The sequence below is a fragment of the Desulfococcus sp. genome (genome assembly GCF_041737845.1).
Lineage (GTDB): Bacteria > Desulfobacterota > Desulfobacteria > Desulfobacterales > Desulfococcaceae > Desulfococcus.
The window spans coordinates 1-25,486 of sequence record NZ_JBGSQX010000046.1; the positions used below are offsets into that span (position 1 = coordinate 1).

At 59.6% G+C, this 25,486-nt stretch carries 24 protein-coding genes; 11 read left to right on the forward strand and 13 right to left on the reverse strand.

Annotation, left to right across the window (positions count from 1 at the left end; translation table 11 throughout):
* The 5 genes from ACEW8N_RS05280 to hypB all read left to right on the forward strand — a co-directional run.
* A partial coding sequence (locus tag ACEW8N_RS05280; RefSeq protein ID WP_373498760.1) for an acetyl-CoA carboxylase biotin carboxyl carrier protein subunit occupies positions 1–282 on the forward strand: 282 nt, incomplete at its 5' end.
* A gap of 92 nt (positions 283–374) precedes the next feature.
* Complete coding sequence (gene sucC / locus ACEW8N_RS05285; protein ID WP_373498761.1) at positions 375–1,541, forward strand: ADP-forming succinate--CoA ligase subunit beta; 1,167 nt, start codon at positions 375–377, stop codon at positions 1,539–1,541.
* A gap of 34 nt (positions 1,542–1,575) precedes the next feature.
* Positions 1,576–2,445: a succinate--CoA ligase subunit alpha gene (gene sucD, locus ACEW8N_RS05290; RefSeq protein ID WP_373498762.1), complete on the forward strand. Its 870-nt coding sequence runs from the start codon at positions 1,576–1,578 to the stop codon at positions 2,443–2,445.
* Between the two features lie 85 nt (positions 2,446–2,530).
* Positions 2,531–2,881, forward strand: a complete 351-nt coding sequence (locus ACEW8N_RS05295; RefSeq protein WP_373498763.1) for a hydrogenase maturation nickel metallochaperone HypA — start codon at positions 2,531–2,533, stop codon at positions 2,879–2,881.
* Positions 2,882–2,948: 67 nt separating this feature from the next.
* A complete protein-coding gene (hypB, locus tag ACEW8N_RS05300) occupies positions 2,949–3,620 on the forward strand; it encodes a hydrogenase nickel incorporation protein HypB (protein ID WP_373498764.1) in 672 nt (223 codons plus the stop codon).
* A gap of 34 nt (positions 3,621–3,654) precedes the next feature.
* Here the strand turns inward: hypB and ACEW8N_RS05305 are convergent, their stop codons facing one another.
* Together ACEW8N_RS05305 and ACEW8N_RS05310 are read right to left on the reverse strand one after the other, a co-directional pair.
* Entirely contained in the window at positions 3,655–4,254 is a 600-nt protein-coding gene (locus ACEW8N_RS05305; protein WP_373498765.1) for an alpha/beta hydrolase, read from the reverse strand.
* Between the two features lie 28 nt (positions 4,255–4,282).
* On the reverse strand, positions 4,283–5,572 hold the full coding sequence (locus tag ACEW8N_RS05310; protein ID WP_373498766.1) for a ribonuclease D: 1,290 nt from the start codon (positions 5,570–5,572) through the stop codon (positions 4,283–4,285).
* Between the two features lie 460 nt (positions 5,573–6,032).
* Between ACEW8N_RS05310 and thrS the strand changes: the two genes are divergently transcribed.
* The 3 genes from thrS (at position 6,033) to fdhF (ending at position 11,253) form a co-directional block, all read left to right on the forward strand.
* Positions 6,033–7,949: a threonine--tRNA ligase gene (gene thrS, locus ACEW8N_RS05315; RefSeq protein ID WP_373498767.1), complete on the forward strand. Its 1,917-nt coding sequence runs from the start codon at positions 6,033–6,035 to the stop codon at positions 7,947–7,949.
* Between the two features lie 45 nt (positions 7,950–7,994).
* Positions 7,995–8,420 (forward strand): VanZ family protein, encoded by a 426-nt coding sequence (locus ACEW8N_RS05320; protein ID WP_373498768.1) that lies wholly within the window; start codon positions 7,995–7,997, stop codon positions 8,418–8,420.
* A gap of 64 nt (positions 8,421–8,484) precedes the next feature.
* The gene (gene fdhF, locus ACEW8N_RS05325) at positions 8,485–11,253 is read left to right on the forward strand and encodes a formate dehydrogenase subunit alpha (RefSeq protein WP_373498769.1); all 2,769 of its coding nucleotides are present in this window, start codon (positions 8,485–8,487) and stop codon (positions 11,251–11,253) included.
* A 93-nt stretch (positions 11,254–11,346) separates the two neighbouring features.
* On the opposite strand, the gene ACEW8N_RS05330 is transcribed toward fdhF, so the two are convergent.
* From ACEW8N_RS05330 to ACEW8N_RS05345, 4 genes are read right to left on the reverse strand one after another with little or no spacing between them, the layout of a single operon-like run.
* Positions 11,347–11,691 carry an inorganic pyrophosphatase Ppa gene (locus ACEW8N_RS05330; protein ID WP_373498770.1) on the reverse strand — a complete coding sequence of 115 codons (345 nt, stop codon included), beginning with the start codon at positions 11,689–11,691 and terminating at the stop codon, positions 11,347–11,349.
* Complete coding sequence (locus ACEW8N_RS05335) at positions 11,688–12,296, reverse strand: DJ-1 family glyoxalase III (RefSeq protein ID WP_373498771.1); 609 nt, start codon at positions 12,294–12,296, stop codon at positions 11,688–11,690. The genes ACEW8N_RS05330 and ACEW8N_RS05335 overlap by 4 nt, the downstream gene beginning before the upstream one ends.
* Before the next feature lie 33 nt (positions 12,297–12,329).
* A complete protein-coding gene (gene dusB, locus ACEW8N_RS05340; RefSeq protein WP_373498772.1) occupies positions 12,330–13,346 on the reverse strand; it encodes a tRNA dihydrouridine synthase DusB in 1,017 nt (338 codons plus the stop codon).
* A gap of 10 nt (positions 13,347–13,356) precedes the next feature.
* The gene (locus tag ACEW8N_RS05345) at positions 13,357–13,695 is read right to left on the reverse strand and encodes a hypothetical protein (RefSeq protein ID WP_373498773.1); all 339 of its coding nucleotides are present in this window, start codon (positions 13,693–13,695) and stop codon (positions 13,357–13,359) included.
* Between the two features lie 156 nt (positions 13,696–13,851).
* Here ACEW8N_RS05345 and ACEW8N_RS05350 point away from each other — a divergent pair, with 156 nt between their 5' ends.
* The 3 genes from ACEW8N_RS05350 to ACEW8N_RS05360 all read left to right on the forward strand — a co-directional run bounded on the left by ACEW8N_RS05350 (position 13,852) and on the right by ACEW8N_RS05360 (position 16,501).
* Complete coding sequence (locus ACEW8N_RS05350; protein WP_373498774.1) at positions 13,852–14,085, forward strand: hypothetical protein; 234 nt, start codon at positions 13,852–13,854, stop codon at positions 14,083–14,085.
* Positions 14,086–14,142: 57 nt separating this feature from the next.
* Positions 14,143–14,805 (forward strand): tetratricopeptide repeat protein, encoded by a 663-nt coding sequence (locus tag ACEW8N_RS05355; RefSeq protein ID WP_373498775.1) that lies wholly within the window; start codon positions 14,143–14,145, stop codon positions 14,803–14,805.
* 748 nt (positions 14,806–15,553) lie between these two features.
* Positions 15,554–16,501, forward strand: a complete 948-nt coding sequence (locus ACEW8N_RS05360; protein ID WP_373498776.1) for an OmpA family protein — start codon at positions 15,554–15,556, stop codon at positions 16,499–16,501.
* Between the two features lie 183 nt (positions 16,502–16,684).
* On the opposite strand, the gene ACEW8N_RS05365 is transcribed toward ACEW8N_RS05360, so the two are convergent.
* The 7 genes from ACEW8N_RS05365 to ACEW8N_RS05395 form a co-directional block, all read right to left on the reverse strand.
* Positions 16,685–18,616: a molybdopterin biosynthesis protein gene (locus ACEW8N_RS05365; protein ID WP_373498777.1), complete on the reverse strand. Its 1,932-nt coding sequence runs from the start codon at positions 18,614–18,616 to the stop codon at positions 16,685–16,687.
* 186 nt (positions 18,617–18,802) lie between these two features.
* Positions 18,803–20,032 carry a gephyrin-like molybdotransferase Glp gene (gene glp, locus ACEW8N_RS05370; RefSeq protein WP_373498778.1) on the reverse strand — a complete coding sequence of 410 codons (1,230 nt, stop codon included), beginning with the start codon at positions 20,030–20,032 and terminating at the stop codon, positions 18,803–18,805.
* Between the two features lie 42 nt (positions 20,033–20,074).
* The gene (locus tag ACEW8N_RS05375; RefSeq protein WP_373498779.1) at positions 20,075–21,883 is read right to left on the reverse strand and encodes a menaquinone biosynthesis decarboxylase; all 1,809 of its coding nucleotides are present in this window, start codon (positions 21,881–21,883) and stop codon (positions 20,075–20,077) included.
* On the reverse strand, positions 21,876–22,496 hold the full coding sequence (locus ACEW8N_RS05380; protein WP_373498780.1) for a UbiX family flavin prenyltransferase: 621 nt from the start codon (positions 22,494–22,496) through the stop codon (positions 21,876–21,878). The genes ACEW8N_RS05375 and ACEW8N_RS05380 overlap by 8 nt, the downstream gene beginning before the upstream one ends.
* A complete protein-coding gene (locus tag ACEW8N_RS05385) occupies positions 22,493–23,434 on the reverse strand; it encodes a UbiA-like polyprenyltransferase (RefSeq protein WP_373498781.1) in 942 nt (313 codons plus the stop codon). Before ACEW8N_RS05385 ends, ACEW8N_RS05380 begins: the two co-directional genes overlap by 4 nt.
* Positions 23,431–24,447 (reverse strand): AmmeMemoRadiSam system radical SAM enzyme, encoded by a 1,017-nt coding sequence (gene amrS, locus ACEW8N_RS05390; protein ID WP_373498794.1) that lies wholly within the window; start codon positions 24,445–24,447, stop codon positions 23,431–23,433. The genes ACEW8N_RS05385 and amrS overlap by 4 nt, the downstream gene beginning before the upstream one ends.
* On the reverse strand, positions 24,428–25,138 hold the full coding sequence (locus ACEW8N_RS05395) for a class I SAM-dependent methyltransferase (RefSeq protein ID WP_373498782.1): 711 nt from the start codon (positions 25,136–25,138) through the stop codon (positions 24,428–24,430). The genes amrS and ACEW8N_RS05395 overlap by 20 nt, the downstream gene beginning before the upstream one ends.
* Positions 25,139–25,486: the final 348 nt, after the last annotated feature.

Sequence of the window (25,486 nt, forward strand, 5' to 3'; positions counted from 1 at the left end):
GCCCCTGCGGCGCCGAAAGCCGCAGCACCCAAAGCCGCAGCACCCGCGCCGGCTGCCGCCGATGTCGCCGGAACCCCCCTGACCTCGCCCATGCCCGGCATGGTCGTCTCTTACGCCAAGAAGGTCGGCGAAGCCGTCAAAAAGGGCGACACCGTGGTGATTCTGGAGGCCATGAAAATGGAAAACGCCTTGCCGGCGCCATGCGACGGCACGATCAAGGCCATCAACTTCTCGAGCGGTGATTCGGTTTCCAAAGGCGCCGTCCTCTGCGTGATTGGCTGACATTCATCATGTGAATCGCGGGGTGACGGCCCCAGGGCTGCCACCCCGGCCCGAACCCAACCCAAACCGACAGACGAGAAAGCAGGGAGATCATGAAGATCCACGAATACCAAGCCAAGGAATTATTCAGAAAACACAGCGTCGCGGTGCCCGACGGCAGCGTCGCTTTCAGCGTTGAAGAAGCCAAGGCCGTGGCGGAGAAACTCGGCCGGTTCCCGGTCGTGGTCAAGGCACAGATCCATGCCGGCGGCAGGGGCAAGGGCGGCGGCGTCAAGGTCGCAAAGAATGCGGGCGAATTCGACGCCTTCGCGAACCAGATCCTGGGCATGACCCTCGTGACCAAGCAGACGGGCCCCGAAGGCAGGCTTGTCAGGAAGCTCCTCATCGAAGAGGGCCTCAATATCGTAAAAGAGCTGTACCTCAGCGTCCTTCCCGACCGGTCTACGGCCAAGATGGTCATCATGGCCAGCGAAGCCGGCGGCATGGACATCGAGGAGGTGGCCGAAAAAACGCCTGAAAAGATCATCAAGGTTTACGTAGACCCGCTTCTGGGGCTCATGCCCTACCATCTCCGGGCCGCCGCCTTCGGGCTCAACATTCCCGCCGAGGCCATGAAATCCTTCACGACCCTCCTGAAAAATCTGTACCATCTGGCGGTCGGCTACGACTGCTCCATGGTCGAGATCAATCCCCTGGTCCTGACGGCGGAGAACAGCGTCATCGCCCTCGACGCCAAAATGGACTTCGACGACAACGCCCTCTACCGCCATAAGGACGTCGCCGAATACCGGGACCTGGACGAAGAAGACCCGACCGAGGTGGAGGCCTCCAAATACCAGCTCAATTACATCCACCTGGGCGGCGGCGGAAACGTGGGCAACATGGTCAACGGCGCCGGCCTGGCCATGGCCACCATGGACTGCATCAAGTTCGCCGGCGGAAATCCGGTCAACTTTCTGGACGTGGGCGGCGGCGCCAGCGCGGAGCAGATCGAAAACGGCTTCCGCATCCTTCAGAACGATCCCAACGTCAAAGCCATCCTCATCAACATCTTCGGCGGCATCCTCCGGTGCGACCGGCTGGCCAACGGCGTGGTTCAGGCGGCCCAGAAGGTCGGCATGAAGGTCCCGGTCATCATCCGCATGGAAGGCACCAACCTGGAGGAGGGTCGGAAGATCCTCGCGGATTCCGGTCTTGCGCTCATCAACGCGGCAGACCTCAAGGACGCCGCCCGGAAGTTGACAGAAGCCATCCAGTAAGAAACCACCACCGCTTTCAAGTGAGGACACCACAGTGAGCATACTCGTCAATACAGACACGAAACTTTTAGTGCAGGGGATCACGGGGAAAGAGGGCCAGTTCCATACCCGCGCGTGCATCGAATACGGGACGAAGGTCGTGGCCGGCGTCACGCCGGGCAAAGGCGGCATGATGATGGATGAGGTCCCGGTCTTCAACTCCGTCAGGGATGCCGTCGTAAAGGCCGGCGCCAACGCCAGCATGATCTTCGTGCCGCCCCCCTTCGCGGCCGACGCCATCATGGAGGCCACCGACGCCGAGGTTCCCCTGATCGTCTGCATCACCGAGGGCATCCCGGTCATGGACATGATGAAGGTCAAGAACTACATCAAGGGCAAACCCGTCCGCCTGATCGGCCCCAACTGCCCCGGCATCATCACTCCCGGGGAATGCAAGATCGGCATCATGCCCGCAAAGATCCATAAAGCCGGAAAGATCGGCGTGGTCTCCCGCTCCGGGACCCTGACCTATGAAGCCGTCCACGCGCTCACCCTGGCCGGCCTCGGCCAGACCACGTGCATCGGCATCGGCGGCGACCCGGTCAACGGCACCAATTTCATCGACTGCCTGAGCCGCTTCCAGGCCGACGACGCCACCGAAGGCATCGTCATGATCGGTGAAATCGGCGGCAGCGCCGAGGAAGAGGCGGCCGATTACATCAAGGTCAACGTCACCAAACCGGTTGTGGGCTTCATCGCGGGCCTGACCGCGCCTCCGGGCCGCCGCATGGGCCATGCCGGCGCCATCATCAGCGGCAACAGCGGCACCGGCCAGAGCAAGGTCGCGGCCATGAAGGCCAACGGCATCCACGTCTGTGAAAACCTGGCGTACCTGGGCGATGTCTGCGCAGAGACGTTCAAATAACCCCTCCCCGGTAAGGTCGTCCCCGCCCGCGCGTCCGCAGGCGGGGACGGCGCCCCCTTCCGGAGATTGAAGGAAGCCGAGACCGATGCACGAAATGGGGATCGCCATGCAGGTGGTGGAGATCGCGACCGCTGCCATTCCCGAAGACATGGCCGGAAGCCGCGTGGAGCGGGTGAATCTGAGGGTGGGAAAACTCTCGGCCGTGGTCCCGGACAGCCTCAGGTTCTGCTACGATGTGATCGTCCGGGATACGCCGCTTGCGAATTCCACCCTGAACATCCAGGAAATTCCGGTCTCGGCAAAATGCGGGGACTGCGGACACGAGTGGATCGCGGAGCGCCCCGAATTTCTCTGCGCCCGGTGCGGCGGCGGTTCCGTCCAGATCGTCTCGGGCCAAGAACTGGAAATCGTTTCCATCGATATTGCAGATGCGTAGGGGCGCATCGCAATGCGCCCGAGCATCGCGATGCGCCCGATGGGAATTTTACAGAAGGAATTGAAACATGGAAGTCAAAGTCGTTCGCAAGGTTCTGGATGTCAACAACACCAATGCCCGGCGGAACCGTGAGCGGTTTGCCGAAAACAAGGTGTTTGTCCTGAATGTCATGAGTTCGCCCGGCTCCGGGAAGACGACCCTGCTCGAAAAAACCCTGGCACGGATCATGCCCGGCATTCGGAGCGGGGTGATCGTGGGAGACATCTGCACCTCCCATGATGCCGACCGGCTCGCAAAGACCGGAGCGCCCGTGGTCCAGGTCAACACCGACGAGTTCGGGGGCGACTGCCACCTTGCGGCCCATGTCATCGAAAAGGCCGCGGAAAACCTTGATCTGGGAGAGTTGGATCTTCTGATCGTCGAAAATATCGGCAACCTGGTCTGCCCCGCCGAATTCGACATCGGCGAGGATGCGCGGGCCGTGGTCCTGAGCGTCACGGAGGGCGAGGACAAGCCCGTGAAATACCCGCTCATGTTCCGTGAATGCGACGCGGCCGTCCTCAACAAAACCGACCTCCTTCCCTATCTTGACTACGACCGGGACGCCGCCCTGGGATATATCCGGCAGGTTCACCCCGGGATGCCGGTGTTTGAAATGTCGACCAAAACCGGCGAAGGACTGGACGCCTGGATCGATTGGATCGAAGGGAGAATGAGGCTGAAGGCTGAAGGGGCTTAGGCTGAACGCCGAAGGAAACAGTCTTCAATCTTCTTCACAGGTTTTCCGCAAGCGCCGCCTCCAGATCGCGCAGGGCACCGGAGTAAAAATGATCGGTATCCGGAAGTACCGCATACCGAGCATCCGGGTTCCAGTGCGTCATCATCTTCCGAACACGGGATTCATTCCCGAATTCGTCGTCGTCTCCGAGGACGACCAGCCTCAGGCAGGGGATGGGACCGACTGCGGCAAAATCGAGAAAATTGACCGGGGGAGACACCATGACCATTCGACGGATACCGGCGCTTTGACAGTCGATATGGGCGTTCACCCAGGCCCCGAAAGAATAGCCGGCCAGATCGATCTGCCGAACGCCCTTTTCCGCCAGAAGCCTGACCGCGGCAAGAACATCCTCCCGCTCCCCCATGCCGTCCGCGTGACGGCCTTCGATTTTTCCCGTCCCCCGGAAATTGAACCGCAGGGTGGCGTATCCCTTTCTCTGGTAGGCCAGCACCAGGGTCTCCACCACGATATTGTTCATGTCCCCGCCATACAGGGGATGGGGATGGGTGATGACCGCCCCCTTCTCGCTCCCGGGATGATAATACCCCTCCAGGCGGTATTCCCCGGACGGGAATGACACCCTTTCTTCCATGGTCCACCTCATCGAAATTTTAGAAATGCTACGGGAGCAGACCGCCTTCGGCCGGGTCTTTTTTTCTCCGTCGATTTCCGGCCCTGGACGGCTTGCGGGGCTTCCGGAGAGCGTTCAGGACGGCCAGGATATCGGCCCCGAAAGCCTCGCGCTGCCATGCCTTCAACTCGTCGATGGTTTCCAGGGCGCCCGCGTTATGGGGATTGTTCACGGCGAGGGTCGTCAGGAGAGACTTGTTGCAGATCAGGGTGGGGTCGATCTCCAGCCCGGCCGCTTCACTGTCCCGCCAGTCTTTGAGGGCGTTGATCCTTTCGGGAACCCGAGGGGAGAGCACAGGCGATTTTTTACGGGGATAATCGGGAAGATCCGCTTCAGGCGTCTCCAAGGCTGTCAGTACGCTCTGGACAACCGCATTCCCGTACATTTCCAACTGTTTCCGGCTCAGCCCTCCGCTCCGCTCCAGTTGGGCCAGAGACATCGGCCGCCCCTTGACGATCTTCATGACCGTCTCGTTGCCCAGCACCTTGAAGAGCGGCCGATCCTTCTTTTCTGCGATCTCCCGCCGAAGCTGGAGAAGGGCCTCCAGCACGGCCAAGCTTCGAGGCCGAAGGCGGCCGGCCCCCTTGAATTTGAAAAAGAGGGGCTCGCTGTTTTCCGGAAGGGCCCGGACCTGGCTGAGAAGTCTGCACTCCTCCAGCACCCATGGCAGGCGCAGCTTTTCCCGCAGGGCGGACAGCAGGCGCTCGGCGAGGGGGATGAGATACAGGGTGTCCGAGGCCGCATAGGTCAGCATATCATGGGGCAACGGACGGCTGGACCAGTTTTTCTTCTGAAACTTCTTGTCGAGAACGACATCGAACTGGCTGCGGATTACGGCCTCCAGCCCGCTCTCCCGATACCCCAGAAACCGGCAGGCGACCTGGGTGTCGAACAGGTTCTGGACCGCGATGCCGAAATCCCTTCTGAGGGAGCGGATGTCATAGTCTGCGCCGTGAAACACCTTTCGAACCCGGGGGTCGGCGAAAACGGGACGCAGGCCGGACAGATCGTCCAGCGCAAGCGGATCGATGATGCCGACCGTCTTTCCCGCGGTGATCTGTATCAGGCAGACCCGTTCCCGGTAGTGATACATGGAATCGGCTTCCAGATCGACGGCGATCACCGGTTCGCCATTGAGCCCGTCCACAAAGGCATCCAGCGCCGATGCGTCGGCGATCAGGTGATAGCAGGTCTGGCGGGCCGCCTGGCGGATCGGCTCTCCGCAATCCTCTCCGGCTGGGACCGCCGGGTGTGTTTTGAGTGAATTCTGGGTTTCCATATCTCTTTTGCATCTGTGATCATCAGGTGGCGGCCCCGTAAAAGCCCGACATCCGGGCACTGCGATTCCCTCGCCGTTGCGGCGTATTGCAGGCGCCCGCTTTCCCCGGGATGCGCAGCCCTTGATCTCGACCTTTTGACAAGACCTTGTGTAAAACGATTTTGGATAACGTATCATAAAATGCTTAAGAAAAAAACAGTTCTGACGTTTTTTCAACGGGAGCCCGGGGAAGGAGACCCGCCCCGGGGAAGTATCGGCCGCCCGCTGAAACATAAAAACGCCGGTTTCCATTTTCAGCCGGGATCATTTTTTTTCTTGACCCTGATGACCTTTTCTCTTAAATTTATCAATTCAAATATTTGCGGCGGACAGGCATCCGCCCATCAACGGTTCCGTGAAAAGTTTATCGCAATCGGCAGTCATCCAAAACAACCGAAAAAAACGCTCCCAGGTGAACATCATGATCCATATCACGCTTCCCGATGGAAACATCAAAACATTCGAAACCATCCCCACCGGATTGGACGTGGCACAGAGCATTTCGGAAGGGCTTGCGCGAAACTGCGTGGCCATGGAGATCGACGGCCGCCTGTTCGACCTGTACCAGGAGATCTCCCGCGATGCATCGGTCCGCCTGATCACCACGAAAGATCCCGAAGCCATGGACATTCTCCGGCACAGCGCAGCCCACGTCATGGCCCAGGCCATCCTGCGGATCCACAAGGACGCGCACCTCACCATCGGGCCGGTGGTGGAAGACGGGTTTTACTACGATATCGACATGGGGGCCGTGTCGGAGGATGATTTTTCCAAAATCGAAGACGAGATGCGGAAGATCGTCAACGACAAGCTGCCCATCCGCCGCAAAACCGTCTCGAAAGCCGACGCCCTGCAGTTTTACCAGAGCGAGCCCTACAAGCTCGAAATGATCGAGGACCTCCCCGACGGCACCATCTCCTTCTATGAGCAGGGTGAATTTACGGACCTCTGCCGGGGGCCCCACCTCCCCCACACCGGTTTCATCAAGGCCTTCAAATTGATGAAGACATCCGGGGCCTACTGGCGCGCCGATCAGAACAACGCCCAGCTCAAACGGATTTACGGCACCGCCTTTTTCGACAAAAAAGATCTGAAGCAGCACCTCGATTTTCTCGAAGAGGCCCGGAAGCGCAACCACCGGAAGCTCGGGGAGCGGCTGGACCTGTTCAGCTTCCACGACGAGGCGCCGGGCATGCCCTTTTTCCACGCCAAAGGGATGACGGTCTGGAACACGCTCCTGGAATACTGGCGGGAAGCCCACCGGAAGGCCGGGTATGTGGAGACCAAGACCCCCATCATGCTTCACCGGATGCTGTGGGAGCGGAGCGGCCACTGGGAGAACTACCGGGAGAACATGTATACCTCCAGCATCGACGAGATGGACTATGCCATCAAGCCCATGAACTGCCCCGGCGGCATGCTGCTTTACGCCAGCAAGCCCCACTCCTACAAGGAACTCCCCCTGCGGCAGGCCGAAATCGGGCTGGTCCACCGCCACGAGATGAGCGGCGTGCTCTCCGGACTGTTCCGGGTCCGGGCCTTTCACCAGGACGATGCCCACATCTTCATGACGCCCGACCAGATCGAAGGGGAAATCCTGGGCGTGCTCAGACTGGTCGAAGAGATTTACAGCACCTTCGGGCTGGGGTTTCACCTGGAGCTTTCCACCCGCCCGAAAAAATCCATCGGCACCGACGAACAGTGGGCACAGGCGACGGACGGCCTGCGAAAGGCCCTCGACGCCTATGGCCGGGAATACAAGATCAACGAGGGCGACGGCGCTTTCTACGGCCCGAAAATCGACGTTCACATCAAGGACGCCCTGGGAAGAACCTGGCAGTGCGGCACCGTTCAGCTCGACATGTCCCTGCCCGAGCGGTTCGACCTGGACTATGTGGGCCAGGACAACGAAAAGCACCGCCCGATCATGATCCACCGGGTGATCTACGGTTCCATCGAGCGGTTTTTCGGCATCCTGACCGAGCATTTCGCCGGGAAATTCCCCCTGTGGCTCTCGCCGGTTCAGGCAAAGCTTCTTCCCATCAACGACGATCTGGCCCCGTATGCCAATGAGGTCAAGAGGTTTCTGGAGGCGGGCGGCATGCGCGTCGAGACCGACGACCGAACCGAAAGCCTGAACCGGAAGATCCGCGAGGCCCAACTGGAATACATCCCCCTGATCCTGACCATCGGCGCCAAGGAACGGGAGGCCGGGACCCTTTCGATCCGGACCCTGGACGGCGCGGTCAAATATGGCGTGGCCCGGGACGATTTCCTCGCCAAAGCCCAGGATCATATCCGCAAGAGGCGCCTGGACCAGGATCTGTTCAAGGATTGATGTCCGAAACCGGATCATGCGGCGTCCATCCCCCGAGGAAAGACCATGACGTTGACCTTCAAGCGATTTCTGGGTTACTGGCTTCCAGTGATCCTCTACTGCCTGCTCATTTTTGTGCAATCCTCCTTCCCGAGCCCGGTCGCCTCCCGGGGCGTCCCCATGGCCGACAAGCTCCTCCATCTCCTGGGGTATGCCCTCCTCGCGGCGCTGTTTTTCCGGGCGCACGCTTCGATCCGCCCCGAAGCCCCCCTTCGCCGGACGTGGGTTTCAAGCGTTCTGTTCACGTCCCTTTACGGCGCCATGGATGAATTCCATCAGGCCTTCGTGCCCTCCCGGAGCGCCGATGCTGCCGACCTTCTGGCGGATACCGCTGGCGCGGTGATCGGCGCGGGGCTCTGCTGCTGGCTCGCGCCCCGATGGCCGGGTTCCTTAAAAAAATCACGGATTGACAAATCTCCGAAGTTTCTATAAATAGTCAATTTGATTTTTCATTATGACAGAAAAACCAACCAAGGTCTGAAGGAGACAACTTAGCATGGACGCAGAAAACACCATCGTCATCAATGGGAATGAGGTCCCGTTCACTCCCGGAGAGACCATCCTTCAGGTGGCGAAGCGGAACAGCATCCCTATCCCGACCCTATGCCACCTGAAAAATACGACGCCCACCGGCCAGTGCCGGATATGCGTCGTCGAAGTCAAAGGCGCCCGCAGTCTGGTGGCTTCCTGTGCCGCCCCGGCAGGCAAGGGCATGGTGGTTCTGACCGAATCCCCGAAGGTCATCGAAGCCCGACGCCTGGTCCTTCAACTGATGCTCTCTTCCGGGAATCATAACTGTGCGGTTCGGGTATCCGACGACCGGGAATGGACCCGGTTCCAGCTCGATGTCAACCAGTATGACCAGAACAAGAATCTCTGCCCGGTATGGGGCGACTGTGAACTCCAGCACCTCGCCTACCAATACCAGGTTTCGGCGGAGCGGTTTCCCCGAAGCGACGTCCCCTATCCCATGGAAGATGTCAACCCGTTCATCGTCCGGGATTTTTCGAGATGCATCAAGTGCGGCCGATGCGTCCAGGCCTGCAACGACGTCCAGGTCAACAATGCCATCAGTTTCGGATACCGGGGCACGGCCACCAAAATCATCGCCGCCGAGGACAAGCCCCTGAAGAATTCGGAATGCGTTTTCTGCGGGGAATGCGTTCAGGCATGCCCGGTCGGCGCGCTGGTGGAGAAGAACGCCCGATACGCGGTGCGCCCCTGGGAGACCCGAAAGATCCGCACCACATGCAGCTACTGCGGCGTCGGATGCCAGCTTTACCTCCACGTGAAAAACGACAAGGTGGTCAAGGTGACGGGCGTCGAGGACGTCGCCCCCAACTACGGCTGCCTCTGCGTGAAAGGGCGGTTCGGGTTTGATTTCATCGGGTCCGGGGAACGCCTCACCACGCCGCTCATCAAGGAAAACGGGAAATTCCGGAAAGCCTCCTGGGATGAAGCCCTGACCCTCACGGCTGATAAACTCGGCGCCATCAAACGGAAAAGCGGGCCCGATACCATCGGCGTACTGACCTCGGCCCGCGTGAGCAACGAAGACAACTACCTGGCGAACAAATTCACCCGGGCGGTCCTGAAAACAAACAATATCGATCATTGCGCCCGTCTCTGACACAGCTCCACCGTGGCCGGTCTGGCCGCAGCATTCGGAAGTGGCGCAATGACGAACACCATCGGCGACCTGGAAGAGGCCGATGTGATTCTGGTTACCGGCTCCAATACGACGGAGAACCATCCGGTCATCTCATCCTACATCAAACGTGCCGTAAAGTTCAAAGGCGCCAAACTCATCGTGGTCGACCCCAGGCGGATCAAGATATCCACCTTCGCCCACCACTGGCTCCGCCAGAATCTGGGAACCGATGTCGCCTGGATCAACGGCCTGATGCATGTCATCATCAAGGAAGACCTTCAGGATAAGACATTCATCGAAAACCGGACCCAAGGATTCGAAGCGCTCAAATCGATGGTCGAGAAATTCACCCCGGAATATGTAGAAGATATCACCGGCATCCCGGCCCAGAGCCTCGTCGAAGCCGCCCGCGTATACGCTACCGCGAAGAATGCCTCCATCGTCTACTGCATGGGGATCACCCAGCACATCTCGGGGACGGACAATGTCAAATCCCTGGCCAATCTGGCCATGCTGACGGGGAACCTGGGCAATGCCGGCGGCGGCGTCAACCCTCTGCGGGGCCAGAACAACGTTCAGGGCGCCTGTGACATGGGCGGGCTTCCCAACGTCTTCAGCGGCTACCAGCCGGTCACCAGCGAGGACGCCGTCAAGAAGATGGAAAGCGCATGGGGCGTGACCGGTCTCCCGACAAAAGTGGGCCTCAAGGTGACCGAGATGATCCCCAAGGCCCTCAAGGGGGAACTCAAGGCGCTCTATATCATCGGCGAGAACCCCCTGGTCTCCGACGCGGACCTGGCGCACGTGGTCAAGGGCATCGACAATCTCGACTTCCTGGTGGTCCAGGACATTTTCCTGACCGAGACCGCCCAGGCGGCCGATGTGGTTTTCCCGTCGAGCTGCTTTGCCGAAAAGGACGGAACCTTCTCCAACACGGAGCGGCGGGTCCAGCGCATCCGAAAGGCCGTCAACCCGCCGGGCGAAGCCATGGACGACTGGTGGATCACCGCCCAGATCGCGGCCCGCATGGGCTTCGACATGAACTACGAGAATGCCGAAGCCATCATGGCGGAAATCGCCCGGGTCACCCCGTCCTACGGCGGCATCACCTACGACAGGATCAGCTATGAAGGCATCCACTGGCCCTGCCCGACGACCGACCATCCGGGGACCCCGATCCTCCACAAGGAGCAGTTTCCCATCGGCAGGGGGAATTTCCATGCCATCGACTTCATCCCGCCGGCGGAAGCCACGGACGAAGACTACCCCCTGTTCCTGACGACCGGCCGCGTGCTCTACCACTACCATACCGGCACCATGACCCGGAAATCCGAGGGGTTGAACGAGCGGGTGCCCGAAAACTTCGTGGAGATCTCCCACAAGGACGCAAAAAAATATGGCCTCCAGGACGGCAGCCCCGTCGAAATCAGCTCCAGACGAGGGAAGATTTCCGCGCTTGCCAAGGTTTCCACCACCGCAGTCACCGGGACCGTTTTCATTCCGTTCCATTTTGCGGAATCAGCGGCCAACCAGTTGACCAACGCCGCTCTGGATCCGGTGTCCGGCATACCGGAATATAAAGTGTGCGCGGTGAAGCTGACGGCAGTTCCCTGACGGCTTAACATTCATCAATAAAAACGGCAGCGCCTTTTTTCAGGAGCTGCCGTTTTTTGTTGTCTTTCCTTCCGCCGGTGCCCCCGGCCCCGATCAAAACGGCGGCGAAATTTCCTCCACGAGAAACGGCATGCATCGAATGCCCAGGCCGCCTTTTCGGATCCAGAGCTTTACCATGGTGACATTCTCGCCGTCGACATTGACGATGGTCGGGAAATCCTCAACAAAGGTGATGTCTTCCGACTTGAATTCGTAATAGAAGTTCGTCTGGTTGTATGGATCCACGATGAGAATGACTTTTGTTTTGTCCACGGGATGTTTCAGGGGGGAGCCGATGAACGGGATGCTCTTCCGCTTCAAGTCCTCCACATTGGCCCGTTTCCGGTATGGCTGAATTTCCAGCCGTTTCGCTTCCTGCAGAAAATTCGTGATGGTCATGCATGAACCTCCTTGTCCCTGTCAACGTGCCAAGGCACCATCATCATGGGGCCGGCAACCTCTGCGGCCTTCTCTTCTCCCAACAGCAGGGCCACCAGGGAAAACGCAAATTCAAGGGCCGTTCCAGGCCCCTGGCTGGTCACGCAGTGGCCGTCGATCACCACGCGCCGACCGTTTGCGCTTTCCGGGTCCGGCTCCCGGTATTGGGGCAGCCGATCCCTGAACGCAGGGTGGCAGGTGGCCGTGAGGCCGACGAGGAGCCCTCTTTCTTGAAGCACCACCGCCGGCGCTGCGCAGATGGCGCCGCACAGCCGACGGGAGGCCATCTGGCAGTCAAGTATTCGCCCTAGAGCCTCGGCGTCCCTGAGGTGCCGGGCACCCGGCATTCCGCCCGGGAGGGCCACCAGATCCCAGGGATGATCCGCGCATTCCCCAATCAGCTTCTCGGCCACCAGCATCACCCCCCGGGATGCGGTCACCTGAAGCCGGTCCATGACCGATGCCACGGTGACGTCAACGCCGGCCCGACGCAGAACGTCGATGATGCAGACGGCTTCGATCTCTTCAGTCCCGTCGGCCACGGGCACCAGCGCGGTCTTTGCCATTCGAGCCTCCTTCATTAGAAACCGGCGGGCCTGTCATTCATTGAACGCCGGCCGGAAAGGGCCATCCGAAAGCGCCGCAGGTTCACCCGATTCGGCCATCTCCCGGAAGGTGTCGATCAACCCAAGGGCCTCGTCCCGCGTACTGACATGCGTGATGGATGCCCGGAACCGGCTGCCGTGCGGCAGCCCTTTGACAAACCACCCCAGGCGGCTTCGCATCATGCGACAGGCTGCAGCCTCCCCGAGGTAGGCCACCGAATCGTTCAGATAGCGAATCATGGCCGCAATCCGCATCGACAGGGGCTCCGCCGGGACCGATTCCCCCCGATCGAGGGCGTTGATCCGGGAAAAAATCCAGGGCGCCCCGATGGCGGCACGACCGACCATGACCGCATCGCATCCGGTCGCGTTGCGCATCCGGATGGCATCCTCCGGTTCGACGACGTCACCGTTTCCGATCACCGGTATGGAAACCGCCTTCTTAACGGCGCCGATAACGGTCCAGTCGGACCGGCCGCGAAATCCCTGAACCGCCGTCCTGGGATGGACCGCGATGGCGTCTACGCCGCAGTCCTCGGCGATGCGGGCAATTTCAACGGCCTGGGCTCCGGAAGAGTCCCACCCGCTTCGGATCTTTATGGTGAGGGGGATGCGAATCCGACGGCGGACCGCCGCAAGCAGGGTGCGGGCCGGTTCGGGAGCCCGCATGAGGGCTGCCCCCGAGCCGGATTTCAGGATCTTTTTGACAGCGCATCCAAAATTGATGTCCAGGATATCCGCGCCCGCGGCCTCGACCATCGCGGCAGCTTCGGCCATCACCCCGGGATCCGAACCGAAAATCTGCACGGCCATGGGCTTTTCCTCCGGATCGCTGGCGAGGAGCCGCAGGGTGTTATGGGAACCGTAAACCAGGCCGTTGGCGCTGACCATCTCTGAGACGACCAGTCCGCATCCGGCTGACCGGGCAAGAAGGCGGTGCGGCAGATTTGTGATTCCGGCCAGCGGGGCCATGACGGTGGGATTGTCGAGGGATACGGATCCGATGTTCATGGCGCGTCAATCAATGCTTCTTCAAATCGCTGAAAGAGATGACCTTCTTCCCTTTTTCCCCGGTTTTGGGGGTGTCGTCCACAATGTCCTCGTCCGGAATCGCTGTCTCAGGATCCTCTGGGCACGTCACCTGCTCCAGCCGCATCCGGTTCCCGTTCATGGTAAACTCGGATCCGCTGATATACGCCGTTCTGAGAATCCAGGTAACCACCTGAATAGGAACCTGAAGCATCAACAACTTGACGTGATACCAGTCGGGTTTGTGGTCGGCCTGGATCTCTTCGATCCGGGCAAAGGTCATGGGTTTGTCTTCGAAATAGATGAGTACGATATCGTTTTCCGTGGTCATATCCCCAATCCATGACGGTTCCGCAAAAAGCCCGATATCTGCGCGGGCCTTGATCTCGAACTTTCTGCGAAACTGTTGGTCAATCGATTTTTTTTTTTGAAAATCCTTCAATCCGTGGATCATGTTCCCGGTCTCACGTCTGCGGATGCCGTTTTAATGGGCTTGGACAGCATGTTACAGCCAGTGATGATGCCATACTCTCGCAAAAATGTACAGAATGAATTGCCAACTGCGGCAATGACCGATATAATGATACAAGAGTGCGTGCCGAAAGGGCGATTTCTTCCCCATGCCATGAGGCGGCCGGGATCGCCTGCGGCGGAAAAACATCATGGAAGGCTGATGCGCCGCGAATTTCAGATTGACAACAAAAAAAATATTCTGCAATAAACAACTGTATATTTTTAAATGCGTTTTTGAACAAGACAGAATGACAAAGAGGGGATGATGAAAAAAATATTGATGGTTGCCTTGATATTGTCCGGAAGCCTTTTCGCAATCAGTGCGAAAACGATCGCCCAGGAGCCGACACTGGAACAGATCAAAAAAGTTGCCGAGAAAGGCAATAGCGTTGCCCAGTATAAGATGGCGACCATCTATTTCAACGGCGACGGGGTTCCCAAGAACAATACCGAAGCCCTTGCCTGGTACCTCAAGGCCGCTGACCAGGGGTACACCGTGGCCCAGTACAATCTTGGGGCGATCTATCAGAGTGGAAACGGCGCCCCGAAAGACTATGCCAAAGCCCTGGGCTGGTATCGAAAGGCGGCGGAAAAGGGGTATGCCGGGGCCCAGAACAAGCTCGGGATGATGTATGAAAGCGGAGAAGGGGTTCCCAAGAATAGCACAGAGGCCATGAAGTGGTATCTCAAATCCGCCGAGCAGGGATATGCCGGCGCCCATTACAATCTGGCCCTGATGCATTACAACGGAACCGGCGTCCCCAAGAATTACGTCAAGGCCTATGCGTGGTGCTCATTGGCCGCCGCCAACGGGCACGGCGCGGGTAAGCATTACCTGTCTTTGATCGAATCGAAGATGAAGCCTTCCCAAATTAAACTGGCAAAATCCGAAGCCGCCGGACTCCATTCAAAATACAAAAAGTCCTGAACCGATCGATCCGTGTGACACCACACCCCCGACAAACCCCTCCAAACCGCGGGGATGACGCTTTTCCCCGCGGTATCTTCTTTATGCCCCGGCCCCTGCCCTCACCTTCCTTCTGAAATTCCGACCCATCCGCAAGAACGGATCAATTTATTCTTGATTATCGTACCATATCACCGTAAAACTAATTAGATAGACAGGATATAAAACCGGTGGAGGGGTGCATCCCTGCGGCAGACCAGCAAAACATACTGAAATAATTTGATGTTTTTACTGTCCCGCAACATGCTCAGCCCTCCGGGAGATAGTCCGCGCTTGAAGTTTTCCGGTGTTTGTAATATGGTCCTTTTTTCTGAAATCGGAACTTTTTCAGGGAATAACATTGGCTTCAAAACCAAGGCGCGGTGTTGGGGAAGGAGTCTTTTTCAATTGAAAGGATGACATTCTTTTCGGGAACGTATTCGATTTGTTTTAATATCATCATTATGCGTTTGACAATTTCCCGAGAAAAAGGCATGTTCCCGTATGATGCCATAATCGGATATTGAACAGATGAAGGATATCCTCGCAACAGGATATCACATCCGGCCGGCTTCATTAGGGGACGCAGAGGGGCCTGTGGCGGTTAGGGATACACAGGCGACGTATTTTGACTGACCAGACAACGGTGGAGGGAGGTGATCGGCGGACCATAATTGACACCCTGCGAGGACGGAAGAAACAGATTATTAATGTTAAGGAGGAAAAAGAGATGAAAAAAATTATTATTATGGTTATGTGTTTTGCGGTTGCGCTGGCAATGGCCCTGCCCGCAGCTGCGATCGAGCTGAGCCCCGACGCGGCCAATATCCCGTCAATTTACGCAACGGTAACCGACGGACAGATCGTATACAAAAACGTTCCGACAGGCTATTCCTCACAAACGTTCAATGCGATTCTGACCGCCTACGGCCTGGAGCTGACGCCGGAAGCTGCCGCAGGTGTCCCGGCAAGCTATGCCAAGGTGGTCGATGGCAGTATCGTCTTCAATGACAAGTCCATGGCATATACCCCCGAGGATTACCACAGAATCTTTACAGCCTATGGCCTTACGCTGTCCCCTGAAGACGCTGCCTTGATTGAGGGGCCGGTGAACTATTGCAAGGTCGTTGACGGCGAAATCGTTCTCGGAAAAACCTCTACTGCTTACAGCGCCCTTGGAATTAGCCAGATCCTGGCCGCCTACAAGCTGCCCATGGCTGAGCCGGAGGTTGTCGTCACAGAAGAGCCCTGCGTCGATTCCGATGGCGACGGCGTCTGCGATGATGTCGATGCATGCCCCGGAACCCCCAAGGGCGTGAAGGTCGATGAAAGAGGATGCTGGGTTCTGGATCAGAACTGCCTGTTCGACTTTGACAAGTCCGTTGTCAAACCCGAATACTATCCGTTGCTGAATGACATCGTCAAGGTCATGAACGACAACCCGTCATTGAGAGTCGAACTCGAAGGCCATACCTGCTCCATCGGCACCGACAAATACAACCAGGGCCTTTCCGAACGACGCGCCAATGCGGTCAAGAAGTACCTCGTTGAAAAGGGCATGGTTGACACAAGCCGCGTCTCCGCTATCGGATACGGCGAAAAGAACCCCATCTCCACCAACGAAAACGAAGAAGGCCGAAAGCTGAACCGGAGAGTTGAACTCAAACCCATCTGGTAGAAGCCTTCCCGCCTGACGCTCTGAACAAACAAAACCTCCTCAAGGTGCCGAGATCGGACCAAGAGGAGGTTTTGTTTTTAAGGAATTCAGGTCGATCGATTGAATGAATGATTCAGATCAAGCAACTTGATGAGAGGCGCCCTGAAGGATCCCCCTTCAGCCTGACCCCCTTCATTCTTCAGCCTATAAGATCACCTTCCCCGTATCCCGGGTGCTGTAGCCGCCCAGGGCCTCGACCCGCTCCTTGAATGCCGCCGTATTCATGGTATCCAACAGAACCCTCATGGGTCCCCAGTCCATGTATTCCGCAGGAATGATCAAATCATACCGCTCGGTCACCACCGGGATAAAATCCAGATTGAGCGCCTTCGCTGCCGCGTAAATGCCGAGGCCGACATCAGCCGCGCCGCTCAACACCGCCACGGCCGTGGCCATGTGGGTGAACTCCTCGGTCTCATATCCGGCGATCGCCCCGGGATCGATGCCCAGCCGCCCCAAGCGGTAATCCAGGAGGATGCGTGTTCCGGAACCGGCCTGGCGATTGATAAACCGGATATCCTTCCGGACCAGGTCTTCAATTTCACGGATGCCCTTCGGATTCCCCCGCCCCACGATCAGCCCCTGATCCCGAAAAACGAGGTTGACGATCCGCACCGCCATCCCCGGCAGAAAACGGTTGACGTAAGAGACATTGTAGGAGCCGTCCTCGGTATCCAGGAGGTGAGACCCCGCCAGGTGGCACACCCCGCGCCTGAGGGCCATGAGACCTCCCATGCTGCCGACATGGCTGGAGGAAAGGGTGATGGCGCCGTCATATCCCGCCCGAAGATAGTCGGCCAGCACGTCCAGGGTGTTGTCATGGCTCCCCACAACCACCAGGGTATTTTCGATGGACGACAGGGGCCGCAGCAGCTCGGCCGAAACCGTCTCATGCTCCTTGATGCCCTCCAGATGGTTGGGGATGCGGATGATGCCGTCGGCACTGGTGATGGTCGTGATGCTGCCCGCGCCCCGGGGAAGGGAGGTGGCCACAATGCGGTCCCCCACCTTTCCCAGTTTGACCCTCAGAAACTCCTCGACACCGAGCTTGGAAGGAATCTTCCGCGTCGTCTCCACCAGCACCCGCTGCCGCTCGGGCTCCGGAAGACCCAGCATGCGGCAGAGCAGCGGCCCCACGAACTGCTCAAAGGCGACGATCATGGAAACCGGGTATCCGGGCATGCCGATCACCGGACTCGCCTTGATCCTGCCGATGAGCACCGGCTTGCCCGGCATGATCGTCACCCCGTGGACCAACACCTCTCCCTGGGTTTCGATCACCGCCCGCGTATAGTCCTCGGTGCCCGCAGAGGACCCGCCCACGGTCAGCACCAGGTCTGCGCCCGCCTCGACGGCTTCGGCCACCGCCCTGGAGATGACCTCGACGTCGTCGCTCAGGGCACTCTGACGGACGGGTTCGGCGCCCCATTCCCTGACCAGGCTGCTCAGCACAAAAGAGTTGGATTCCAGCACCTGGCCCGGCCGGATCTCCTCCAGGACGGCATGCCGCCAGTCGACCAGCTCGGATCCCGTGGGAATGACGACAACGACGGGTTTTTTTCGAACCGGCACCGAAAAGATGCCGCCGGCGATCAGGGCGCCGACGCAATAGGGGGTGATCCTGTGATTCCTCGGAAAAAGAAGCTCCGTAGCGACAATATCCTCCCCCATCTTGCGGATGTTCTGCCATGGAAAGGCCGGGGCCTCGATTTCCACCGTATGCTCGTCGACGGGGTTCAGGTTCTCGACCATAATCACGGCATCGGTTCCCCTGGGAAGAACGTGCCCGGTATTCACCCAGAAAGCGTCCGTCCCGATGGTGAGCGCCTTGGGCCGGGTCTCTCCCGCCCCAAAGGTGACGGCCGCCGGAACGGCGATGCCATCCATGGCGGCCGCGTGAAACCCGGGAGCGGATACCCTGGCAAAGAGGGGCTTGGCGGTCACCCGGCCGACGGCCTCCTCCGGGGAAATATGTTCGACGGCCATGGTGCCGAACCCGGGAAAGGTTTCAAACAGGACCCGACGTGCTTCCGCCAGGGTCTTTTTTTTCAAATAGATGTTGCGTTTGGGATTCATATGCTCTCCTGAAGGCGCGCATTATCCGGCCTCTCCGCCGGCGGTCTCGCTGCATTCCTGAAAAATATAGACTTATAGATAATGATTTTGGCAAGGCAGAGCGAGGAAGGGGTATAGGTCATATGTTGACGAGCGATAACGCGGCCAAAATCTTTATCTGGAAGGCTATAGAAAAAACCGGCGGCGTTAGAGGGGAATCACCTGAACCGCCTCCCCTTTTTCCAGGCCCTCGACATCACGATCGATGCGGACAAGGCCGTCGGCCCGGACCATAGTGTGAATGAGGCCCGATTTCCCTAGAATCGGCTCGGCATGCAGCTGTCCGTTCTCCGCCGACAGCCGTACCCGGACGTAATCGACGCGGCCCTGGGCCGACGGCAGGTTTCGGGTCAACCGGGCGGGGACGGCCCTCACCGCTTCAAGATCCTCCGACAGGCCGGAGAGGCGGTCGATGAACGGACGGACAATCACCGCAAAGACCACCATGGCCGACACCACATGCCCCGGCAGCCCCCAGAAGGGTTTTCCGTCCGTCTCGGCCAGGATGGTCGGCTTTCCGGGGCTGATGGAGATGCCGTGGACCATCACCTGCGACCGGGGAAGGGCATCGAGCACCTCGATGGTGTAGTCCCGGGTGCCGACGGAACTGCCGCCCGATATCATCACCATGTCCGAGGCGGCCAGGGCTTTTCCGCAGGTCTCAAGCAACGCCTCCGGCCGATCCGGCATGATGCCGAAGGTCAGGGGCACGGCCCCGGCCCGTCGAACCCAGCCGGCCAAGGAGTAGGTGTTGATATCCCGGATCTGACCCTGCCGGGGAGCCTGATCGATGGGAATCACCTCGTCGCCGGTGGAAATGATGCCCACCACGGGCCGCCGGTAAACCTGGACCATCTCCCGCCCCAGGGCCGACATCACCCCCATTTCCTGGGGCCGGATCCGCCGTCCCCGGTTCAGAACAATCTCACCGCGACTGAAGTCCTCCCCCACCTCCACCACGTGCTGCCCGGGCGCGACACTTTTATAAACCTCGATGGCGGTTTCGTCCAGGGACTCGGTGTGCTCGATCATCACCACGGCGTCCGCGCCTTCAGGCAGCATGCCGCCGGTGGATATCCGGGCGGCCTCTCCCGCCCCCACGGCGAAATCGGGCACCTCCCCCATGCGCACCGACCCCTTGACGGACAGGAAGGCCGGGCTGCCTTCGGAGGCCCCGAAGGTGGCGCCGGCCCGGACCGCATAGCCGTCCATGGTCGTTCGCCGGAAATCCGGCAGGTCGATATCCGAGACAATCTCCTCGGCCAGGACCCGGTCCAGCGTCTCCATCACCGGAACCGCCTCATCGGGCAACGCCCGGTACCGGGCTCGGAGGGCCATCACCTGCTCCATATCCATGACCTTGAAAAAGTCTTTCATGCTGTATTCCATGTAAAATGTCGGCTCGTTACTGAAATCGAGCTATTCATCAAATGTCAGTTCGTCGGGCCATTCCCGATCATGCCCGTCCATGGGGCCTTTTTTACAGGCGTCCACCACCATCCGGTGGTCTCGGAGAACCATGTCCCGCCCCGGATCGACGTTGTTGAAGACCTTCCAGAGCATCAGGGATCCGTTGTTCAGGTCGATCTCCTTGTCGAACAGCACGAAGATGTTGAATCCCGAAAGCTCGGGCCGTTCGAGGATCTGTGCTGCGAATTCCCGGCCGCCCCGGCCGGCCGCCTTTTCCACCGCAAGAACCAGGACGCGGTTTTCGGCCGCGGCGTCAGGCCGCTCCGGGAAGAGCCGCCTGATCGCCGTGACTCCGGGGATTTCGGATGCCTCCCCGCGGGCCGACGCCTCCCCGGCCCATGAGCCTTCCGCGCCCGTCGCGCCCCCGGCGAATCCGTGAGGGTTTCGGGGCGGCTCGCCCGGAAACCGCCGGGTCAGATCCAGGCCGATCTTGTTCCCGAAATTGGGAAAAGGGGAGGAATGGTCCAGCACATCCAGAACCCCCTTGGTCAGGGTGATGTCGGTGGTGATGTCCAGGCGCGTCAAAAGCGCCTCGATGATCCGGCCGGGATCCGTCAGGTCGACCTCCCGGTCCAGCACGGTGATGGCTTTGCAGAAGCTCATCTGCCCCTGGCCCCACAGTCCGCTCATGACCTTCTGGGCGTGGCCCGGGTATTCCTTGTCGATGGCGACCACGACAATGTTGTGGAACACCCCCTCCCAGGGGAGCCAGTAGTCCATGATTTCGGGGAAGACCGTCTGGAGCATGGGCAGAAACATCCGCTCCGTCGCCTTGGCCAGATAGCAGTCCTCCATGGGGGGCTTTCCCACCAGGGTCGCATTGTAGATCGGGTCCCGCCGATGGGTGATGGCGGTCACGTGGAACACGGGATAGAGATCCGCCAGGGAATAATACCCCGTATGGTCCCCGAACGGTCCTTCGATCCGCAGCTCGTCCGGATCGACATACCCTTCCAGAATAAATTCGGCTTCGGCCGGGACCGACAGGTCGATTGTCACGCACGGGGCCATGACCACGGGTTTTTTCCGGATGAACCCGGCCAGCATCATCTCGTCCACGCCCCGGGGCAGGGGCGCCGTGGCGGCATAGGTGGTGGCCGGGTCCGCACCGACGGCAACGGCAACGGGCATGCGCAGCCCTTTTTTCCGATATTCGTTGAAGTAGTGGGAGCCGTCCTTGTGGATGTGCCAGTGCATCCCGGTGGTATTTTTGTCGAAGATCTGCATCCGGTACATGCCGACATTCCGTTTGCCCGTTTCAAGGCTTCGGGTCACCACCAACGGCAGGGTGATGAACGGTCCGCCATCCTTGGGCCAGCACTGGAGGACGGGCAGGATGGAGAGATCGACCTGGTCTCCCGTGAGGACCACCTCCTGGCAGGGCGGCGTCTTTCCCCGAAAGGTCCGCGGAAAAAACCGGGATACCTCGATGGCCATGGGAATCACGTTCATGGCCTCCCTGAGGTTGCCGGGCGGATGAAATTCGACGAATTCCTTGATCCTTCGGCCGGGCTCATCTAAATCTTTCACGCCCAGGGCCATGCACATGCGCTTCATGCTGCCGAAGATGTTGGTGGCCACCGGGAAGGCCGACCCCTTCACCTTTTCGAAAAAAAGGGCCTTGCCGCCGCCCGGGCGCTTGGATTCCCGATCCGTGATTTTACTGATATCCAGGCAGGGCGAGACCTCGTCTGCGACATGCAGCACCTCCCCTTCCCTTTCCAGCGCCGCCAGAAACTCCCGCAAATGTCTATACAAGGTCCTTGTCCCCCCATCGCTTCGTCAGATCATTGTCGATGCCTATCTGGTCCAGTGCCCTGGCCACGGTCCCGTCGACGATATCCATCAAGGTCTCCGGCCGGGTGTAGAATCCCGGGCACGGGGGCATGATGGTCGCCCCGGCCAGAACCGTCCGCCGCATGTTCTCCAGGTGAATCAAGTTCAGCGGCGTCTCCCGGGTCATCAGGACCAGGGGCCGCCTCTCCTTGAGGCAGACATCCGCCGCCCGGTGGATCAGGCCCTCGGCCATGCCCGAGGCGATGGCCCCCAGCGTCTTCATGGAGCAAGGCGCGACGACCATGCCGTCGTGGCGGAAGGAGCCGCTGGCGGGCGGCGCAAAGAGATCGGTCACGTCATGGTGATACAGCCTCGCATCCCAGTGGAAGGAGACCTCCTGCTGCTTCAGAAAATCGCTGAACGGCCCGCCGTCGTAGTCGGCCTCATGGCGGAGCACCGAAAGCCCGGCGCTGGAAATCACCAGATAGACCTCGATGGGCCTGGCCAGCAGGGCCTTCAGGAGCCGGATGCCGTAGATGACCCCCGAAGCCCCGCAGATCGCGACTACAACCGTTTTTTTCCGCTCCTGTCTCATCCGATCCTCCTGATCATCTCATCCGCCAGCACGCCCGCCAGGAGCGTAACGGAGATGACGCTGTTGACATGGAAAAAGGCGATGTGGACGCGGCTCAGATCCTCGGGGTCCGTCAGCCAGTGCTCGAAGACGAGCATGAGCCCGATCAGGCCCGCTGCCAGCAGAAACCCGCCGGTCATGTCAAACGCCACATAGACCATCAGAAAAGAGGCATAGGCCAGGGCATGAATCATCCGGGCCGCCCAAAGCGCCTTCCTCACGCCGAAATGGGCCGGTATGGAAAACAGCCCCTGGGACCGGTCGAAATCCACATCCTGACAGGCGTAGAGGATATCGAACCCGGTGATATAGGTCATGAGCGCAAGGGACAGCCAGAGGATCTTCCAGGAGAAGATGCCCGTCACGGCAATCCAGGTCGCCAGGGGGGCGAGGGAGATCACGAATCCCAGGCAGGCATGGGCGAGCCACGTGAACCGCTTGGCGTAGGAATAGAGAAACAGCACCCCGAGGACGGGGGCCGACAGCAGGAAGGGCAGCCGACCCAGCATGGCCGCAGCCAGGATGAAAACCGCCGACGACAGCGCGACAAAGACCATCGCGGCCCGGGTCGACAGGCGCCCCGACGGGATTTCCCGGCCGGCCGTGCGGGGGTTTCGGGCGTCGAACCCGACATCGGCGATCCGATTGAACCCCATGGCGGCCGACCTTGCGCCCACCATGGCCACCAGGATCCAGAAGATCTGGGCGGCGGTCACGCCGTGCTCCCGCCCGGCCAGCACCAACGCGGACAGGGCGAACGGCAGGGCGAACACCGTGTGGCTGAACTTGATCATCCGCCCGTATACGGCGATGCGCGAGATGAGTTCCCCCGGGCGGCCCGGGATTCGGTTGAGCCCGCGGCGATCTTCTGATGGACAGCCGGCAGCGGCAGGGATCATGAGAGCCCGATACCGTGGATCGGTTCACCGCAATCCGGGCATCGGCCTTTCTCTGTGCGATTTTCCCGAATTTGAAACCCCATTCGCCGGATGACGGTCCGGCCGCATCCGGGGCAGGCGGTGTCCTCTCCCCCGCTGCCGGGCACATTCCCCAGGTAGACGTACTTGAGCCCCGCGTCCAGGCCAATGTCCCGGGCGGCCGTCAGCGTCTCGACCGGCGTAGGCGGACGATCCGTGAGCCGGTAGACCGGGTGGAACCGGCTGATATGCCAGGGAGTTTCCGGCCCCAGTTCGTCGGCGATGAAGCCCGCAAGGGCCCTGAGTTCCTTCGGGGCGTCGTTCAGGCCGGGGATGACGAGGGTCGTCACCTCGACAAAAATCCCTGCTGTTTTCATCGTCTTCAGGGTTTCCCTGACCGGTTCGAGCCGGGCCCCGCAATAGGTTTTGTAGAAATCATCGCTGTAGGCCTTCAGGTCGATGTTTGCGGCGTCGAGATAGGGCCGGATCATCTCCACCGCCTCCGGCGTCATGTAGCCGTTGGAGACAAAAATGGTAAGGAGTCCCCGCTCTCGGGCGATCCTGGCGGTTTCAAAGGCCATCTCGAAAAAAACCGTCGGCTCGGTGTAGGTGAAGGCGATGCTCCGGCACCCGCCTTTTTCCGCAGCCCGGACCACCGCCTCTGGCAGAACCGTGTCGCCCATAACCATCCCGTCCCGATCCGCGGGCATCTGAGCGATATCGGCATTCTGGCAGAAGCGGCAGGCAAAATTGCAGCCGACCGTGGCGATGGAATAGGAGAGGCTGCCCGGCATGACGTGAAAGAGCGGTTTTTTTTCGATGGGGTCGATATGGCGGGCGATGAGCCTGCCGTAAACCAGGGTGTTCAGCACACCGTCCCGGTTTTCCCGGACGCCGCAGATCCCCCGTCTGCCGGGCTTGATGATGCAGCGATGATGACACAGCCCGCACCGGACCTTTGCTTCCGGCAACTTTTCATAAAGCAATGCTTCCATCATGGGGCCTCCATTGAGCACAGGCCAGGCCTGTCAGGGTGCTTTGAAAAACCTTCGTGCCGCATTTCAGCCGCAGCGGCCGTGTTTTGTAACGCGGGACGAGGGAGACGCTCATTCCGATGAAGGGGCTCAGCGGGAACTTGCAGATCAGATGCAGCGGGGGCCTTTCCCGGCGGATCACCCCCATGGGATTGGGAAACCGGCTGATGGAGCGCCAGGAAAGGGGAACGTCTCCCAACAGGCCTCGAATCATCCGCTTCACCTCCCACACCGAAAGAAAGCGTGCATCGCTGTAAATGTTCCGGATGAAGACCCGCTGGGCGCGGATCCCCGAAACCAAAGGCGAATGGCGGTTCAGAAAGCTGATGAACACGCGGTCCTTGGCCACCCGAAAGGCTTCTTCCAGGGTTTTTTGCGGGTCCTCGACGTATTCGAGGGTGTTGACGATGGCGGCGTAGGTGAAATGGTTGTCTTCAAACGGCAGGTCTTCCGCAACCCCCCGGTGAAGATCGGCCCGGTTCCCGACGTTTTTGGCGGCGATGTCGAGCATATCCGCGGAGGGATCCAGCCCCGAGACATGAAGCCCCATCTCCAGAAAGGCCGCCGCCCCCAGTCCGGTGCCGCATCCGATGTCCAGAACGCTTTCCCCGCGAAGCGGTTCGAGCATCCGCGCCATCAGCCGGTTCATCATCCGGATATCCGCCTGATTGACAGGTTTTTTCTGCCACCGTTCGTATGCTTTGGCCTCGTTATATGAATACACATGCCCCATAATAAGATCAGGTCCTCATCCCAACCATCGGGACGGATTCACGTTTCCATGCGATCACGTCCGGCCGCGTCGGCCGCCCCCCATGATGCGGCTGCGCCCCGTCCATGGGCCGGGCCGGATCTCGTCATCCGGGTTTCGGACGATCGGAATGGAAAGGGCAGAGAGATACATTGCAAAGGCCGCCACAGCCTGGGTTATCCCTTCAGAAACCTAAAAAACCATAAGCCTCAATATAGACCAGGCAACAGATCCCCGCAACTCTTTTTA

What these genes read in the sequence shown, in the direction of transcription:
- sucC (WP_373498761.1), top strand. Translation starts at nt 375, where the DNA reads ATGAAGATCCACGAATACCAAGCCAAGGAATTATTCAGAAAACACAGC.
- ACEW8N_RS05295 (WP_373498763.1), top strand. Translation starts at nt 2,531, where the DNA reads ATGCACGAAATGGGGATCGCCATGCAGGTGGTGGAGATCGCGACCGCT.
- hypB (WP_373498764.1), top strand. Translation starts at nt 2,949, where the DNA reads ATGGAAGTCAAAGTCGTTCGCAAGGTTCTGGATGTCAACAACACCAAT.
- ACEW8N_RS05305 (WP_373498765.1), bottom strand. Translation starts at nt 4,254, where the DNA reads ATGGAAGAAAGGGTGTCATTCCCGTCCGGGGAATACCGCCTGGAGGGG.
- ACEW8N_RS05310 (WP_373498766.1), bottom strand. Translation starts at nt 5,572, where the DNA reads ATGGAAACCCAGAATTCACTCAAAACACACCCGGCGGTCCCAGCCGGA.
- thrS (WP_373498767.1), top strand. Translation starts at nt 6,033, where the DNA reads ATGATCCATATCACGCTTCCCGATGGAAACATCAAAACATTCGAAACC.
- ACEW8N_RS05320 (WP_373498768.1), top strand. Translation starts at nt 7,995, where the DNA reads ATGACGTTGACCTTCAAGCGATTTCTGGGTTACTGGCTTCCAGTGATC.
- ACEW8N_RS05330 (WP_373498770.1), bottom strand. Translation starts at nt 11,691, where the DNA reads ATGACCATCACGAATTTTCTGCAGGAAGCGAAACGGCTGGAAATTCAG.
- ACEW8N_RS05335 (WP_373498771.1), bottom strand. Translation starts at nt 12,296, where the DNA reads ATGGCAAAGACCGCGCTGGTGCCCGTGGCCGACGGGACTGAAGAGATC.
- dusB (WP_373498772.1), bottom strand. Translation starts at nt 13,346, where the DNA reads ATGAACATCGGATCCGTATCCCTCGACAATCCCACCGTCATGGCCCCG.
- ACEW8N_RS05345 (WP_373498773.1), bottom strand. Translation starts at nt 13,695, where the DNA reads ATGACCACGGAAAACGATATCGTACTCATCTATTTCGAAGACAAACCC.
- ACEW8N_RS05350 (WP_373498774.1), top strand. Translation starts at nt 13,852, where the DNA reads ATGGGCTTGGACAGCATGTTACAGCCAGTGATGATGCCATACTCTCGC.
- ACEW8N_RS05355 (WP_373498775.1), top strand. Translation starts at nt 14,143, where the DNA reads ATGAAAAAAATATTGATGGTTGCCTTGATATTGTCCGGAAGCCTTTTC.
- ACEW8N_RS05360 (WP_373498776.1), top strand. Translation starts at nt 15,554, where the DNA reads ATGAAAAAAATTATTATTATGGTTATGTGTTTTGCGGTTGCGCTGGCA.
- ACEW8N_RS05365 (WP_373498777.1), bottom strand. Translation starts at nt 18,616, where the DNA reads ATGAATCCCAAACGCAACATCTATTTGAAAAAAAAGACCCTGGCGGAA.
- glp (WP_373498778.1), bottom strand. Translation starts at nt 20,032, where the DNA reads ATGAAAGACTTTTTCAAGGTCATGGATATGGAGCAGGTGATGGCCCTC.
- ACEW8N_RS05380 (WP_373498780.1), bottom strand. Translation starts at nt 22,496, where the DNA reads ATGAGACAGGAGCGGAAAAAAACGGTTGTAGTCGCGATCTGCGGGGCT.
- ACEW8N_RS05385 (WP_373498781.1), bottom strand. Translation starts at nt 23,434, where the DNA reads ATGATCCCTGCCGCTGCCGGCTGTCCATCAGAAGATCGCCGCGGGCTC.
- amrS (WP_373498794.1), bottom strand. Translation starts at nt 24,447, where the DNA reads ATGGAAGCATTGCTTTATGAAAAGTTGCCGGAAGCAAAGGTCCGGTGC.
- ACEW8N_RS05395 (WP_373498782.1), bottom strand. Translation starts at nt 25,138, where the DNA reads ATGATGAACCGGCTGATGGCGCGGATGCTCGAACCGCTTCGCGGGGAA.